The sequence below is a fragment of the Aeromonas dhakensis genome (assembly GCF_002285935.1).
GTDB classification, from domain to species: Bacteria; Pseudomonadota; Gammaproteobacteria; order Enterobacterales; family Aeromonadaceae; genus Aeromonas; species Aeromonas dhakensis.
Genome location: NZ_CP023141.1, coordinates 2370681 through 2386818, shown reverse-complemented (window position 1 = coordinate 2386818; position 16138 = coordinate 2370681). Strand labels below are relative to the sequence as shown.

General features: G+C 45.1%; 14 protein-coding genes. All 14 read right to left on the bottom strand.

Annotated elements, in window-relative coordinates; all coding sequences use genetic code 11:
- Nucleotides 1-29: 29 nt before the first annotated feature.
- The 14 genes from CK627_RS11435 to CK627_RS11380 all read right to left on the bottom strand — a co-directional run bounded on the left by CK627_RS11435 (nucleotide 30) and on the right by CK627_RS11380 (nucleotide 16116).
- Entirely contained in the window at nucleotides 30-1760 is a 1731-nt protein-coding gene (locus CK627_RS11435; RefSeq protein ID WP_095592390.1) for a PglL family O-oligosaccharyltransferase, read from the bottom strand.
- A gap of 91 nt (nucleotides 1761-1851) precedes the next feature.
- Complete coding sequence (locus tag CK627_RS11430) at nucleotides 1852-3915, bottom strand: YjbH domain-containing protein (protein ID WP_254425362.1); 2064 nt, start codon at nucleotides 3913-3915, stop codon at nucleotides 1852-1854.
- 17 nt (nucleotides 3916-3932) lie between these two features.
- Complete coding sequence (locus CK627_RS11425; RefSeq protein ID WP_080760770.1) at nucleotides 3933-4691, bottom strand: capsule biosynthesis GfcC family protein; 759 nt, start codon at nucleotides 4689-4691, stop codon at nucleotides 3933-3935.
- Nucleotides 4688-5308, bottom strand: a complete 621-nt coding sequence (locus CK627_RS11420; RefSeq protein ID WP_167385324.1) for a YjbF family lipoprotein — start codon at nucleotides 5306-5308, stop codon at nucleotides 4688-4690. The genes CK627_RS11425 and CK627_RS11420 overlap by 4 nt, the downstream gene beginning before the upstream one ends.
- Before the next feature lie 119 nt (nucleotides 5309-5427).
- Nucleotides 5428-5700 carry a hypothetical protein gene (locus CK627_RS11415; protein WP_095592388.1) on the bottom strand — a complete coding sequence of 91 codons (273 nt, stop codon included), beginning with the start codon at nucleotides 5698-5700 and terminating at the stop codon, nucleotides 5428-5430.
- Nucleotides 5701-5847: 147 nt separating this feature from the next.
- Nucleotides 5848-8022, bottom strand: a complete 2175-nt coding sequence (locus CK627_RS11410) for a polysaccharide biosynthesis tyrosine autokinase (RefSeq protein WP_095592387.1) — start codon at nucleotides 8020-8022, stop codon at nucleotides 5848-5850.
- Between the two features lie 62 nt (nucleotides 8023-8084).
- Entirely contained in the window at nucleotides 8085-8513 is a 429-nt protein-coding gene (locus CK627_RS11405) for an arsenate reductase/protein-tyrosine-phosphatase family protein (RefSeq protein ID WP_095592386.1), read from the bottom strand.
- A 238-nt stretch (nucleotides 8514-8751) separates the two neighbouring features.
- Nucleotides 8752-9867: a polysaccharide export protein gene (locus CK627_RS11400; protein ID WP_095592385.1), complete on the bottom strand. Its 1116-nt coding sequence runs from the start codon at nucleotides 9865-9867 to the stop codon at nucleotides 8752-8754.
- 102 nt (nucleotides 9868-9969) lie between these two features.
- Nucleotides 9970-10779 (bottom strand): glycosyltransferase, encoded by an 810-nt coding sequence (locus CK627_RS11395; protein WP_095592384.1) that lies wholly within the window; start codon nucleotides 10777-10779, stop codon nucleotides 9970-9972.
- A gap of 18 nt (nucleotides 10780-10797) precedes the next feature.
- Nucleotides 10798-12204 carry a polysaccharide biosynthesis protein gene (locus tag CK627_RS22595; RefSeq protein ID WP_157737176.1) on the bottom strand — a complete coding sequence of 469 codons (1407 nt, stop codon included), beginning with the start codon at nucleotides 12202-12204 and terminating at the stop codon, nucleotides 10798-10800.
- Nucleotides 12194-13126, bottom strand: coding sequence for a polysaccharide pyruvyl transferase family protein (locus tag CK627_RS22590; protein ID WP_367643836.1), 933 nt, complete (start codon nucleotides 13124-13126; stop codon nucleotides 12194-12196). The genes CK627_RS22595 and CK627_RS22590 overlap by 11 nt, the downstream gene beginning before the upstream one ends.
- A complete protein-coding gene (locus CK627_RS11390; RefSeq protein WP_095592383.1) occupies nucleotides 13123-14010 on the bottom strand; it encodes a glycosyltransferase family 2 protein in 888 nt (295 codons plus the stop codon). The genes CK627_RS22590 and CK627_RS11390 overlap by 4 nt, the downstream gene beginning before the upstream one ends.
- The gene (locus CK627_RS11385; protein ID WP_157737174.1) at nucleotides 13994-15037 is read right to left on the bottom strand and encodes a glycosyltransferase family 4 protein; all 1044 of its coding nucleotides are present in this window, start codon (nucleotides 15035-15037) and stop codon (nucleotides 13994-13996) included. Before CK627_RS11385 ends, CK627_RS11390 begins: the two co-directional genes overlap by 17 nt.
- A complete protein-coding gene (locus tag CK627_RS11380) occupies nucleotides 15037-16116 on the bottom strand; it encodes an O-antigen ligase family protein (RefSeq protein WP_157737173.1) in 1080 nt (359 codons plus the stop codon). The genes CK627_RS11385 and CK627_RS11380 overlap by 1 nt, the downstream gene beginning before the upstream one ends.
- Nucleotides 16117-16138: the final 22 nt, after the last annotated feature.

Sequence of the window (16138 nt, the reverse complement as noted above, 5' to 3'; positions counted from 1 at the left end):
TGAAACATCGCGCAATCGCCCCCCCACCGTCAGGAGGAGGGCTTGCGCTCCAGCGCCGTGGCCACGGATTTGGCGGCCGTGCCGGTCAGCAAGGGATCTGCCGGGTAGAGTGCCAGCGCTTCGCTGCGCAGGGCCCGCGCCTCCTCTTTGCGTCCCAGCGCATCCAGCGCGATCACCATGTTGGCGTAGATATTGGCCCTCGGCGTGTGACGCACGAAGGCTTGCCCCCACTCTAGATAGGCCTCCAGCTCCGCCTTGTTGCTGCTTTGCAGGCCTACCGTCAGCCGCACCGAGTTGACGTCAAACTCCACCCGGGTCAACCAGGCCATGGGATTGATGACATCGAGCAGCAGGGTCGGCTCCTTGTAGCCGCCGCGCTCGTACTTGGTCACCACCCAGGCGGTGTGCAACGCCGTCAACATGAAGGGCACCACCAACAGGGGGATGGCAATGGCGGTAAAACGCAATAACAGCCAGGGGCGGTAAACATGCTCACGCCAGCTGGCTCGTCCCGCCTCCAGTAGCCCCTCCTCCACTTCCGCGTCCAGCACATACACCAGCATCAGCAAGGCCCACCAGAGCGCGATGGCGTGGTAAAGCGGGTATTCGGTCTGGGTATGCAGCAGGATCGGGGTCACCAGTGCCAGCAGGGCTGTGCCCTTGCGCCAGCCGGCCCGACTCGCCCGCCACAGCAGGACAACGCCCATCAACACCATGCCCAGCATGGGGGCTATCCCCCCCTCTACCGCCCAGTAGAGGAACTCGTTGTGGGGGTGATCGAGGTTGTATTCGATCTGCACCATGGCCGGGTTCAACGCCTTGTCGGCCATGTAGTGATGGAGGAAGGTGGTTTCAAAGCTGCCATAGCCCCAGCCCACCCAGGGAGACTGGGCAATCAGCTTGGCGGCATAGGGCCAGTAGATGGAGCGCATGCCGCCCGACTGATAGACCTCTAGCCCGCGTTTGACACCGCTGATCCCGTACTGGGAGGCGATCCCCAGCCCGACACCGAGTGCCACCAGTCCCAGTACCTGCGCCAGCCGCCCCTGACGATGCAATGCAGGCACGAGCAGGCTCAATGCCAGTAACCCTCCCAACTGCCCCACCCGGGATTGCAACGCCATCAACAACAGGCTGGCCGCCACGCTCACCCCATAGCGCAGCCCTTTGAGCCAGGGGTTGGCATTACCGCGCAGCTCCAACCAGCCGGCCAGGGCAAGCCCAGTCGCCATGAAGGTCGCCATCACATTGGGTTGTTGAAAGATGCCGTAGGGGCGGTTGGCGCGGGTGTCATACCCCAGCCAGTTCCCCGGGATCAACAGGTAGTACTGCACCAGGCCCAGCAGCGCCTCGATGGCCACCGCCCCCAGCAACAGATAGAGCAACCGGTCACGGGATACCCGCACCAACTGCCACTGATAGAGACAGAACAGAAACAGCAGACCGGCGAACAGCCCCAGCAAACGGGGAATGACATAGTCTTTCAGTTCAAAGCCGGGATAGGCCATAGGCAGCAGCAACAACAATCCCCCGAGCCAGAGCCAGCCCTGCAACGAGGAGAACACCAGCCGCTGCTGCAAGGTCACCCGCCACAGCCCCAACCCGATGACCAGACTGGCGAAGATCCAGCCCCAGGCGTTGAACGGCAGATAGAGCCCGGCCCCACCGGGGTTGTGCATGAAAAAATGCATGCCCAGCAACCAGTACAAGACGAATAACCCAAAACATGTTCTCTGGATCAAATCAGGAAAACACACCATGAAACCTCTTCCATGCCCCAAAGCAAAAAAGCCGCGATAGCAGAACACTATCACGGCTTATTGTCTTTACGAATGAGGGCGATAGCCTTTATTACAGCGGTAAACGCTCCGTCAGATCATAGAGCGATTGACTACGATTGAGCATCTGGCCTCCATCCCTTGTCAGCGGAACCCAACCAATGGTGCCCTTGGATGTAGTCGGACGAATCAGCATCAGATCGAAAGGTATGGTCACATAGATACCTTTGGTAAAGCTGCCCTCACCATATTCATCTGCCGACACATCTGTCAGAGTTGCATAGGCCCCCATGACAATGCCTGAGTCGAATCGCTTCGAAAAATCGAATGTCGCGCCGACATCTCCAGCCAGGTAGCGACCAACAGCAACCTTCGCGGTGACACCTTCCAAGAAAGGCAATTGCCAATAGCCAGTCACATGACCGGTAACCACATCGTAGTCGGCCATCTTGAGGGTATTATTCCAGTCTCGTTGTTTCACCCAGTTGCCGTCTACCCCTAATGCCCATGACTGCCCGAAAGGCCGATACAATAGCTCACCGCCAGCACCGGCATACATCATCTCAAGGTACCCGCCATAAACCTGGCCATACCAATCCCGGCCAAACTGATCCATATGAGTCAACTGCAGGTTATTCAACAAAATATTGGATGAATCGACATACTCTCGGATCCACGTTCTGACACGGGGCAACTTGTCCGCATCTGCCGGAGGAGTCTTGTAGTTAAACTCATCAAAGTTATTGGCCACGTTGAAAAACAGTGTGCCTTGCAGCCAGTTCTTATCAGAAAGACGTAGCTCACTGTTGGCATTGACGCCGACTTGATACATGTAAAATGACTCGGGTCCACCAAAAGACTGGGTCAGACTTGGGTCAAATGAATAAGAAAAACGCTCGGCATCAGACTGATAACGTACATCTCCCATCAGTGGTTCCGGTGCTTGCTTATGGCTTTTGACCGACGTCTCATCCCCCAAAATCGGAGGCATATTGGCCTCTCGCACGGAGTCGAGGTCAATTACTGTCTCTTGCAGTGCAAGATTGCGCTGACGTTCAATTACTTTCAACTCCGTCACTGAAGCAGGTAATTGATTGGCCGCAATCACTGCCGTACGTTCAAGCGTCTCTTGAGGGTCTCTGTATTTATATTGTTGACCTGACAGAGACACAGAGTTTTGATGCTGAGTGATTGTGGACTCTTGCCAACCCGCATTTCGGTCAAATTGATCCGCCATTGCAGCCCAGTCGACGGCAGTATCCTCAGCTGGCACCCTGTTTTCCATATAGACAGGACGAGGCTCATCCAAATGGTTCTGCTGCAAATCATTGAAGTTGGTCCGCAATGTCACCCCCCACATCAGAGTATTTCCTCTCTGATAGCTAAGATGAGTATCCATATAATCGAATACACGATAGACCACACCAACATTGATCGGAGATGACTGAGTTACCTTTCCCGAAAACTCATTACTATAGTCGTTACCATCATATTCAAGTTTCAGTCTCAGTGGCTGCCATGGCGTTTGGTATTCCACCCCACCAAACAGAGCCGAGTTTCCATGAAACATATTCCCTGTTTCAAATTTACCACCTCCACCGGAATAAGAACCATCACGCCCACACCAGTCGTCTTTCCAACGGCAGAATGGGTTGGTGATATTTCCACTTTCGCCCATATTGCCCCACCCCATTCCTAGAGTGAAGTCGAAAGGGCCGTAACGTTTACTGGCAACAACATACTCACTGTCAAATAGCCCGGTCCCCATCAAGTCTCGAAATCCGAGTGATACTGTGGGTAGCCAGGTAGATTCTTGCATCAAACGAAACTTGAAATCGATGCCTTTATCTTTGTAAGTTTGATCACCACTAAAACCAGGTGAAGAACTATATAGTCTGGTTCTTACATCAGTATAACGCAGGGTTGCTTCAAACCATTCAAAAGGCTGTACAGAAACAGTCCAACGACGATATTGTTCATTGTCAAAATAGTTGGCGCTGAACTCACCCTCTTTTGCCATTCTGGCAGTAGGCATTTGCAGCAGGCCAACGCCCCCAAAATCACTTTGTGAGGGGCCCAGTGGCTCAAAGATATCCGCATTGGCGTTGGCTGCATGACATACCAACAGGGCAATCAAGGAAACTCTTGGGTACATCATTTTGGCATCCGGTTAGCAAACAATGTCAGAATTCGTTCATTCAAGTTTTGATACTGCTTGGGAAGTACGTCAGGCGAGAATCCCACGAAAAGTGTTGCCCCCGGCATCGCTTCAACATGTCGTTCATTCCAAATCGCAACAGGAAACCAATCATATTTTCCACTGGGGGATACAAGATATACCCCGGCAGGATCTCCCCCTTCCAATATATCTTTTCTTTTCCAATACTCACGTAATCCAGCTCCGGGCAGGAGAGGAACGTCACCGATTTGTTTTACCAAACCGGCAATCTGTACCTCAGGATGACGAGGGGCAAGATACAACTGATAATGGCCTTTCAATATAGGAGCATCAACACCAGAACGCGCTTGATTTACATCAGGGTCTACAGACACATCAAAACGGCCAGTTAACTCAAGCTGCTGCAATTGCTGCAACAATTGCAGAGTAGAAGATGCCAGCGATGGCTCTCCCATGTCAGACCACATTTTGGATAATACGGTCAAGTCAGCCAATAATACTTGACGCTGATGCTCGAGCTCTTGCTGACGTACCGGCGTTGATATTTGTCCGACCGGCCAATAAGGGTTATATGACAAGATAGCAGGATCACTCAGCGCACTGCTTAGCGTTATCTGCTTGGCATAATGAAGGTCTTTTACTGGCTGACCTTTCCACCATATGGATATAGTCGCATCAGCCCACGCAGGGTTAGTTGCTAAAATAGAGATAAGAAATATATTTATAATTTTCATGATGAGTAGGGCTTGAGAAAAGTCATTTCAATGACAGGAAGGGAAGGGCCTAATTGTTGCTTGAGTTTGCGAACTTGGCCGGAATGCTCATCAATCCAAAAATAATTGTTCCATTGCTCCTCACTGGGAGATGCAGTAACAGACTCTTCAATAATAGTTGTTGTATATGGTTTATCCATCACTTCTAACACTTCATTACCAACGCGGCGGTAATGGGCACTCAAAGGATAACCACTGGTATATTTTTGTGACCACTCGGCCACACTGTACCACACCATGGATGGCAGTTTATCCAGACGTGCAATTCTTAAGGGATCTTGGTCTAGATATCCGAGATAACGTAAATCATTCGGCAAGCCAATTGTTTTGACCAAGCGGCCATGTTCTGTGATGAACATCACCCCATCAGCACTCATCCATGACAAGCGCTCGCCATTGACATAAGCCAATACAACCAAAGCTTGTGGCAGATCGCCGACTTTGATGTAGGCGCTTGCATAAGGAAGCTGTCTGAGTTGCGTAGACGTCAGCACAATCTCATTTTCTTTATGAAAGACATAACCCAGGGTTTCTATTGTCTGATTCGTTGAGGTACTACAACCAGTCAGCAACAACATGCCCGCCCAGGCTAGTACTCGTGGGGGCAGAAAAGAACGGTACGATATCACGCGCGAATAACCATCCATGAAAAGAGAATAAAAGATAAGGCTGCTCGGTTAGAGCAGCCTTATTGGACTTATTTGGTCGAAGTGGTTGTGCTGGTGTTGTTGTTGCGGCTATTGGATTCAGATACAGCTACAGCGGTTACCAGTGCGGCAGCCGCACCGACAGCAACAGCAGTAGTGGTGACACCTGCAGCCGCTGCGGCAGCACCAGTGCCGGCAGCACCACCGGCAGCACCACCGGCAGCACCACCGGCAGCACCCTCTACAACCACAGCTTCCTCTGCAGCCATCACATTAGCGGAAACAGCCAGCAAAGCAGCCAGAGCAAATGCAGTCTTCTTCATACTATCTTCCTTTTTGTTGATACATCTAAACCTTATCACTGAGACATCAATTTTCTCAGACACCCGTAGTATTACCCAAACGAAACATCAATTAAACCACGATTACTGTGCGGTGTCTCTTAAGACCCAGATGTGCTCCAAGAAAAGTCAGGCTTTCGTCTTGTCGCCATAACTGTATTGATAATACCCATAATTTCCATAGTAACTGCTCGCTTTCTTCTCGACGGCATTGAGCAATATACCCTTGATCGAGACACCATTTTGCTCAAAACGACGAATAGCCACTTCCACCTCTTTGACCGCCGTCTTGGCGAAACGGGCAACCAGCAAAGATGCCCCAACATGCTGGCCAACAATGGCGGCATCGGTGACAGCCAGGATGGGAGGGGAGTCAACGATGACAAAATCGTAGTGCTCGCTCGCCCAATCCAGCAGTGCTTTGAAACGAGGATGCATCAACAGCTCGGAAGGGTTGGGTGGCACTGCCCCACGACAGACAAAATCAAGGCCATCAAACCCGGTCTGACTCACAACGTGTGCCAGCTCTGTTTGCCCCGCCAGATAGGAGCTCAAGCCAGTCCCCATCTCCTGGCCCATCACCTTCTGCATATAGCCTTTGCGCAAATCCGCATCAATCACCAGTACCTTTTTGCCTCCCATGGCAAGCGTGGCGGCAAAGTTGGTGGAGACGAAGGTTTTGCCAAGACCCGGGCCGGGGCCCGAGATCATCACTATGTTGTTTTTGGCTTCCATCATGGCGAAGTGCAGGCTGGTACGCAGGCTACGCAGCGACTCCATAGCCAAGTCAGCAGGGTTACGTGCGGCCAATAGCGCTTCATTCAGCGGCATGGCATGACGACGTTTTTTCTGTTGCTGCTCGATGGTGGCCTGCTCAGAGGAGTAGGGGATGGTGGCATAGACAGACAGCCCCATCTCTTCCAACTGTTCGGGGCTTTCCACACCACGGTGGAAGGCAGCTCGCACCAGGATCAACCCCACTGACAGCATACCACCCAGCAGTGTCGCCAGTACCACAATCAGCGGTTTCTTAGGCTTGACGGCACGGGTTTCAACGGCGGCATCATCGATGATCCGCACATTGCCGATGGTGCCAGCCTTCATGATATTGAGCTCCTGCTGCTTGTTGAGCAGCTGGACGAAGATCTCTTGACCGACCTGCACATCACGGGTCAGACGCAAAATCTCCTGCTGGGTTTTTGGCAGACGCTTGATCGACTTGTTGATCGCATTTTTGGTATTCATCAAGGTCTGGCGCTTTTCCATCAGGGCGATGTAAGCGGGGTGCTGGCGGGTATAGAGTTGCTGCAACTCCGCTTCCCGGAAGGTCAACTCGTTGAGCTGCTTCTCGAGGCCTACCATGGTATCCAGTGCAGCTTTCGCTTCCAGCGACAGATCGACCGACTCATTCTGCTGGCGATAAACATTCAACTGCTCTTCAGAACGATTCAGATCCTCTTTGACCTGAGGCAGATGCGTTTGCAAAAAATCTAGGCTCTTCTGGGCTTCTTCGGTCTTGCGCACCACATTCTGTTGCAGATAGTTCTGGCTGATGTTGTCAAGCACGGCACGAATGCGCCCCTTGTCTTCCCCTTCCAACGTCAGCGAGATGATCCCGGTATTCTTGCCCTTCTCACTGACCTGAAGCCCACTCTGCAACTCAGCAATCACATCCAGTACTGGCTGCTTGACCAGCGTGAAGGTCTGTCCCTCATCGGCAGCCACATCGGACAACAGCAAGGTAACATCATCTTTCTCAAGCAGCTCTCCAACCCGCCCTTCCAGCACCCGCCCCTCAACCTCGAGGGTAAAGCGCTTATCTTCGTTCATCGTCAGCGTCAGCGGCGTTCCCAGCAATTCAGGTGCCACCTCAAAGCGGCTTACCGCCATCTTGGGATAGGGGTGGCCCATCAGTCGTGACATACCACGGCCAATCAGCGGGAAGAAATCAGGGGTTACAACGGTATCGAGGTGAAGCTCTTGCACCGTGCGGCCGAGTACCATACGAGAAGTCAGCAACTCAATCTCGGCGGCAGCATCGGGTTGCTCACCGCCCAATACATCGGCCATATCCCCGAGCAGTGCAGCACCGCTGGCTTTTTTCTCCACCTGCAGCAAGGCGTTTGCCTTGAAAACAGGGGTAGCCAGCAGGGCATACGCAACACCCAGCACCATAAACAGCGCGGTGATCGTTACAATCCACCAACGCCCATCGATCAGATAGCCCAACAGGCGTCCCAGATCGATCTCGTCATTCTCCACCGCAGCACTGCTCTGCCGGGACGAAACAGAAGAAGTCGTCATTCAACACAATCCATTTTTATTGTCAGATACCACATGCACACAATCAGTGATGGTGGGTGTCGTTACAGTTTTTTTGCCCAACCATCGGCGCTACGCACCAATAGCTGGTAAACATGTTCGTAAGCTTCCCGGCTCAGACGATAGGGATCGGGCACTTCGCTCTCACCCTGCCAGTGGCCAAACAACATGGTTTTGCCACGGGCCCCAGGGTCAATGGCCGTCACGGCAGAGATATGCCCTTTCTCCATCACCAGGATCAAATCGGCATCCTGGCAGAGTTCACGGGTCAGTTGGCGCGCCGAGTGCCCATCTAGAGAGAGCCCGTTCTGCTGTGCCACCTCGCTCGCGACCTTGTCGGCCGGCTTGTCCACCAAGGCACTGACCCCGGCAGAACTCACCTTACGGCCGGGCAAACGCTCGCGAAGCAATCGTTCACCGGTTGGGGAGCGGCAAATATTGCCCACACACACCACAAGAATTTTTTCAAACATATCGCTGTCGCTCTTCTAAATAAAATCTGCAGCCACCGGCCCCCAATACCTGCATTTCTCCGAAAGGAGATAGGCAGGTAAAGAAAATCGCCCCCGCCTCCCTTCCCCATTCATTACCGTATGAAGATAACAAACAAGCAGGAGCAAAGGAGGCACAAGGCCCCCCCTAAATCCCATCACTCGGCTTGGAAAGCAGCTGAGCGTAAAGTAACCGGGAGAGGTTAATCAGGCCCACACCTTACCAGTTGCGTACCCGTAACATGCCTTCGGTCAACTCGTTAAAGCCAGTAATAGAAGGCACCAGTTGGCTGAGCACACGGTTCCAGCGAGTGACTGGTGCCGTAGTAACATAAACCACGTCATAAGGTTGCAGAGCGAATTCAGTGCCCATTACCAGCGCGGTGGCATCACTCAGGTCAAGCTGATAAATGGCGGCTTTCTCTTGCGCCTTCACAGCGGGGCGCAATACGAAGATGCCGGTTGCATTGGCGGCATTCTGGTTGAGGCCCTCGGCACTGCTCAATGCTTCGGTCAGGCTCATCCCCTCACGACCAATGGTCAGGGTGGATGCCTTGTTGACCTCACCCATCACAAAGACTTTCTGGGCATCGTTGCGCGGCACATAAAGCATGTCGCCGTCACGCATCAGCTGATTGTGAGAGAGATCGCCATACTGCAGCAGATCCTGCATGGAGAGTGGGAACTCCTTGCCCTGACGGGTCAACACCACATGATGCCAATCGGCGGTCGGGGTCAGCCCACCAGCCAGATTGAAGGCATCGAGCAGGGTCATCGGCACATTGGTGATGGGCTGGGCGCCCGGCTTGGTCACCTCACCGGAGATATAAACCTTCTGGGAGCGGAACGCCGCAATGCTCACATCCACCTGCGGGCTCTCGATAAACTGGGCCAGGCGCTTGGCGATATCGGTACGGATCTCCGCCACAGTTTTACCCACCACGGCCACCTTGCCGATATAGGGGTAGAAGATGGTGCCATCGGCATGCACCCAGTTGCCCGCTTCGCTGGCACTGCGGTAAGAACCGGCCGGGATAGTCAACTCCGGGTGATCCCACACGGTGACATTGAGGATATCGCCCACACCAATCCGGTACTCATAGCTGCTGATCTGGCTATTGAGCTCGGGATTGGCCTTGCCCACTACCGGCGCCTTGCGCAACTGACTGACCAGCGCAGGGGTGACCTGATAGACATCTGCCAGCTGATCAACATCTACAGAACCGGTAACCACCTCGGTTTTGCCACTGGTGGAAAGATTGGTACCGGGCACCACAGTACATGCACTGAGCAGGGCCACGGCCGACAACAGAGGAATGAGCTGAATCCTTTTCACTACCACACCTTATTAAACTTGCCATCAAGAACTGAACGGAAAAATCGCCGTATGATAGCGGGAATTGCAGAAAAAACTGAGAAAAATCTCTCAGAAAATCACTTATTTTCTCAAGAAGTTACGGTATACCGACTTGCGGAGCTCTCCTGGCAATAATCTTACCGGCACACGCACAAGAAGATTTTTACAAAGTTGTAATTCACTTATAAAACCAGATTTATAAAAACCCATCTGTGCAGAAACTTCTGAACAAGCGTATTTGAAACCACCACGCCGAATCTCCATTCCATTACCGGTTCTGGCATAAACAAGCACCTCAGATAAATTGGCGGTGACAGCGCCATTATTTATCATCCTCACCCACAATGCATAATCTTCATACAAATAGTTATCTTGATAACTACCCGCTTCCAGTACTTTAGATTTACGATACATAACTGTCATATGATTGAATGGGTTACGCGATTTTGCATACTCAACAATATCTTGATGATGTACAGGGGGCTTTCTAAATGCATGCGCATTATGATAATCATCATCAAACTCTGCTATCCACGTGCCAACAATATCAACTTGAGGATTTTCTTTTATATATCTTAGTTGCTTTTCAAAACGTGTAGGATGACAAATATCATCGCTATCAAAGCGCATAATCCATTCATTGTTACAATTTACAATAGCGTTACTTAAAGCATTACCCAACCCGACATTATTAGGCAACCTTATACATTTTAAATTAATAGCATCACAATATAACGCCAACACTGACTCTAATTCAACAGTCACAGGTCCATCGATAACCACTACAGTTTCAGTAGGTTTAACTGTTGATGTTTTAATACTATGCAGCGCTGCCTGAAAATGTTTTGGACTATCGCCTTTATACAAAGCAACTAATATTGAAAAATTCATTGCCAACCCTTTTAAACATTAAATTTTAAAACTAATGATGCATCTAATTTCATCAAAATTAAATAACAACAAACCACTCAGCATGACAAAAGCACTAACACCGACATAAACACCACTAAAATTAAAAAAAGACATTACTGTGTATACGCAAAAGAATATTGTTGGATACATAAATAAATTTTTAATTATTCCAGTAAATGTTAACCCTGCGTGTTGAGACAATAGATAAAGCTGTGTTAGATTTTTCAAAAAAAGAGAGACATATATTACGCAAAAAATTAAACGCAATGAATAATCAACTCCAATAAATGGAATAAACAAAAGCACACATAAAGAGCATAAGGCAAAAAAACATGTCAGTTTTGCTGGTGCAGAATATATCCCCCATGCAGTAACAAATGGAGATGCTATATTTGATACAACATTCAAGGAAACCAGTGCGACGATTACACCTAACAACTCGGCATGCTCAGGTGATAAACTATACCCCAACCAAACTTTATAGAATGGCTCACTAAATGAAATAAAAACAAAAAAAGCAAAACTGAATAAAAGAGATAAAACTCTAAAGACAGGGTAAATCTTTCGCTCCAACTCAAAGCCTGTAGTTTTACTAATATATACTGCGTAGGATGCAAAACTTCCAATTAATACAAGGCAAGCAGACTTTGCTAAAATGGGGATCTGCAAAAGTAACGTATACTCTCCACTTGCCGCATAACCAAGTAAAGAGCTTACTAATATTATATCTGCAAATGAGAAGGCATATGAGCCAGCTTGATTCAAGCAAACCCACAAACTTTCTCTAACTCGAGAATTAAATGAAAAGCCAACCTTTAACAAAGGGTGCCTTCGACTATAAATAAACCTTGATAAAGCAAATACTATAAACGCCGATAACAACATTGAAATGGCATTTGAATTAACATCTATGTATATAGTGGAGGCTAAAATAACACAAATCACAATCCTTAGTAGACTTCTCAATGTATCAAGTAATGATGCCACATACACTTTATTGGATGCGAATGGAAAAATTATATAGGTTTGAGATAGTATAGTCACTCCACAAGCCAAAAAAACATAAGCATAATATCCCCCAGTATCCATCAAATTAAAATAGAATAAAATACCTAGGGATATTGATATCATCACTGACACAAAAAATAATATTGAAAGAAACCTATAAAGCTCTGAGTATATGTATGATTTTTCTTCTTCTACGGTAGCTCTTGTATACGCCCTAGCATAGACAGTAACAAATGCCCCCCCCACAAAAAACAATGATTGTATAACCGCATTTGAATTACTAATGATACCTAGCCCTTCATATCCAAAAGTGTCAATACAAAATCTGGTCATCAGTAAGCTAGCAATAGAAACAACTGCAAACGATAATAATGGGTATATGACATTAAATAACATCTACGTATTCCATATCCCATTGACGATGTGTTTTTATATACTCAATCGTTTTCTGTGAATATGCTAACACATTTATGTTTTGCCCTAAATTAGAGGCTAATATGTATGAGTGAAATCGAGAGCAGATTGCGTACGATGATATAGCCCATTCATTAATTAAGCTTTCAATTGAACCAGTGTATTGATAGATATCAAAGTCTATATTTTGCGTTTGATTTCTTTCTTTATAAAAGTTTATGAACAGATTAATCATAACCAGATCAGATTCATGTCCAGAATCAAAGGAAAATAAAGTAAAATTATCAACACCTCGAGCTTTTAAATTATTTATTTTTCCCTCTAGCCATAAGAAATATTCGTTTTTATTTAGATTGGAATTGTTTATTATGGATATTGAACATGAATTATTATTTTTGGCGTATCCAGACATTTCTCCAGCAGCTAAGTCAAGGCCAACTTCTATCTTATGATTAGCTACTCCATAATAATCTACAAGAGTTATTTTTGACTCGAAATCTCTGACATAAAACTTTGATATGGTGGAAAATATTATCCGCATTATTAATCCAAATAGAATACCTCCTTCATTTTTTAAATTACAGCCATATACAAAATTTGACCGCCCCATGATTTTATATGAAATCAGTACAATTAATAACTTCAAAAAATGGGGAAGCCATCCTGCTGACCGCTGAAACATTGACCCGCCAACGATATTCAACTCATCACAACTCAGAACAGCCTTAAATTTCCCCATAGATTTAGCCATAGTAAATCGTGAATCAGTTCTATATGGTGAGAACAAGTTATCATCACTCACCATTAACACAACATCATCTTTATGGAACTTGTTGCAGAACCGATTGATTAACCAGTCATCTCCGAAATTAAGATCAAAATACCCAAAAACAAGCGATTTCATATATTAAAACGTCTTTTGATTGATAGTAAAAAATTGAAATATTTTACAGGGATAAATGTAAGAAACCAATAAAGAATATATTCTTTACGCCTCCTCTTACTATCTAAAAATAATTTTACACTGCCTATGTCATTATGTAAAAGACAACTTTTTAGATAGTCAGCCTCATGATGTCTGATAAATTTATCATACCACTCACAAGAAAATTTATATTCGTTATAGTCTCGAATGACCTTAATTAGATCCTTCTTTTTAGACATCGCACTATTATCATCATAAACATATTCGCTCGCAATAAAGTTTCGATAATATATCTTCGCATTATTTAATGCAAACTCAGTCCATAAATAAATATCTTCACCAAGCCACTCACCCTCAGGAAATTTTACCGATGGGCTATTTTTTACAACAACAGAAGATGAACAGAATGGCGGACCAAATCTGACATAGTGTTCAAAATAATTGATGTATTTATTACAAAAGTCTTCTGGAATTTTATTTGTTCTTGGAGAGTAGTCGTACCCCAGAACATCAAAGTCTCCATTTAATCTTTGATAAGTGCTGAATATATCCTCCAAGTACCCCTTGTTTAAACGGTCATCAGCATCTAAAAATACTAATAATTTCCCTCTTGCTTTTGATACACCAGTATTTCTAGCAATAGATACACCTTGATTTTGCTGACAAAAGAGGAAAAAACGATCATTTAAATTATTCTTGGCAATATAATATTTAACTAACTCGAAAGAATTATCTGTTGAACCATCATCAACAATAATAACTTCGTATGAATCATATTTTTGATACAAAATACTATTTAAAGTTTTTTCTATAAACTTACTTTTATTATATAACGGAATGACAATACTAATTAAAATACCCATTAAACACCTTAATTATCTTTTCTGTAGTTTTTTCTAAAGTATGGTCTTTTAAAAACTCATCCATTTTGTTTAGATTATTACCTGAGTAATTTAATACACAATCCCGAGTGATTTTAATTAAATCAGATTTACTGTGTGCAATGTTTCCAAGCCCATATTGTTTTTTAATCCATGGAATTGAGCCTAAGGGATACGATATGAAATCAACGCCATGAATAGCCGCCTCTAAAATAACAGTTGGAAATCCCTCAGTTCTACTTGTAATAACAATATACTTACTTTTTGAAAAAAAACATGGTATTTTTACTTTTTCTAGATATCCAATTAAGCAAATATTCTTCTCTAGATGAGACTCCAGTATAAGCTCTCTAATTTGATCGAACAATGGTCCACCACCAACCATTACAGCTTTGATATCTAATCCAGAATCGCGAAGAGATTTAACTAACTCAACAAAAATTTCAGGTTGTTTTTCTTTATCGAAACGACCAACGAATATTAAATCATACTCTTTTTCATTTAAAGTTAAACTTGGCTTTTCATTAACAAAATTACCAACAAAATGGGTTTTATTCTTATTTAATAAGACCTCATTCTCTTTGTTAATATTTAAAATGCAATTTGAACCTACATTTATCAAAAAGCTTCTTATTCTTGGATATACTGACCTGACAATGCTTAACTTGCTGACCGTATTCCATAATGACATATGAATAAGTGATACAGCATTAATACCATAATATCGAAGCATTGGTGATAACATCGACAAGGATATATCATTTAAAATTACAACAACATCCTCAGGCTCATCTCTTTTTATAATTTCAACTAACTTTAAAAAATTAAGAGCTTTATATTTCCAAGTGTCTATCCTTGGTATTTTCTTTCCTTCTGGAAAAAAATCATCGGATGAGTATACATCACATGAATATCCACGAAGATTAAGCTCACTAGATATGGATTTTATATAGTACTGCCCTCCCCCAATAATCCCATGAGAACCAGAAATTATTATGATACGCTTCACTATTTCAATCTCCTAGAGATAAAGTTCAAGGCTATCGGTACTGTTACAGGGCTAAATATTAGCCCAAAAGAAATACTTGCTATACTAATTGATAGCAGTTGTGGCCACATACCTTTATTTTGACTATATAAAAAAACAAATGTAGATAATAATATTGTAGTCCCGATTATCCCCGACTCAAGCATGAGAGTTCCATATAGATTATGCGCGGCAATCCCCCAATAATCTCTCGTATTGTCAAATCCCCACCCGAAAAACAAACTACCGATATCTCTATCTAATAATGTATCGAACAATTTATTTATAAGGAATATTTTTGACTCAAAGCTCTCATCCTCAAATATGTTAAATATGGCGCCACCAAGAAATACCATCAATAAAACTATTGGCATGAAAAACATTGATAAACACAACTTCAGCATTCTATTATTAAATACCGAATTGATATATTCCATTAAAAAGACTAACAAGAATGAAATGATAGCAGCTCGAGACAATGAGAAAAAAACAAGCGCAACAATTAAAACATTAATTACATTACCATTAGAAAAAATATTTTTGTTGTTCTTAAAAAGAAAATATATAGAAAGAAGGAAAAGACCAACAAAATTACTATCTTGAAATAAATAGCTATGTTTATACGCATAAAACATCATATCTTCATTGCCATGAGAGATTATGGCGTCAATATAGCTATCTCTCGGAAACGTAAATCTTAAAAAGGTATCTATTGTTAACAGAAGCACTGAAAATATCACCGTGTATATAATCACGCTCTTTATTTGCTCTTTATTTAAATTCTGCTCAAAACATAGAATAAAGAACAATGCAACCATGCCAATGAAATAATAACTCCATACATTTATTTTAGAGGAAAAGAATAGTGCAATAAAGACAATCACGTTAATTATCAACATTCCAAGAAAGACTCTTGAAAGTTTGGCCTTCAGAGAGGCACACAATATTACCGTTCCAAGAACAAACGAAATATAATAAGGCGCAGGGAAAAAACCGTATATATACAAGCCACACGGTATCGCTAAACAGCACACTCCCCAATATGGTAACTTATTTATCATTATCATACCAAACTAAAATGAA

Excerpts from the sequence above, each read along its gene's own strand:
- CK627_RS11425 (WP_080760770.1), bottom strand. The coding sequence starts at position 4,691 with ATGAAAATTATAAATATATTTCTTATCTCTATTTTAGCAACTAACCCT.
- CK627_RS11415 (WP_095592388.1), bottom strand. The coding sequence starts at position 5,700 with ATGAAGAAGACTGCATTTGCTCTGGCTGCTTTGCTGGCTGTTTCCGCT.
- CK627_RS11420 (WP_167385324.1), bottom strand. The coding sequence starts at position 5,308 with ATGTTGTTGCTGACTGGTTGTAGTACCTCAACGAATCAGACAATAGAA.
- CK627_RS11405 (WP_095592386.1), bottom strand. The coding sequence starts at position 8,513 with ATGTTTGAAAAAATTCTTGTGGTGTGTGTGGGCAATATTTGCCGCTCC.
- CK627_RS11410 (WP_095592387.1), bottom strand. The coding sequence starts at position 8,022 with ATGACGACTTCTTCTGTTTCGTCCCGGCAGAGCAGTGCTGCGGTGGAG.
- CK627_RS11390 (WP_095592383.1), bottom strand. The coding sequence starts at position 14,010 with ATGGGTATTTTAATTAGTATTGTCATTCCGTTATATAATAAAAGTAAG.
- CK627_RS22595 (WP_157737176.1), bottom strand. The coding sequence starts at position 12,204 with ATGTTATTTAATGTCATATACCCATTATTATCGTTTGCAGTTGTTTCT.
- CK627_RS22590 (WP_367643836.1), bottom strand. The coding sequence starts at position 13,126 with ATGAAATCGCTTGTTTTTGGGTATTTTGATCTTAATTTCGGAGATGAC.
- CK627_RS11395 (WP_095592384.1), bottom strand. The coding sequence starts at position 10,779 with ATGAATTTTTCAATATTAGTTGCTTTGTATAAAGGCGATAGTCCAAAA.
- CK627_RS11380 (WP_157737173.1), bottom strand. The coding sequence starts at position 16,116 with ATGATAAATAAGTTACCATATTGGGGAGTGTGCTGTTTAGCGATACCG.
- CK627_RS11435 (WP_095592390.1), bottom strand. The coding sequence starts at position 1,760 with ATGGTGTGTTTTCCTGATTTGATCCAGAGAACATGTTTTGGGTTATTC.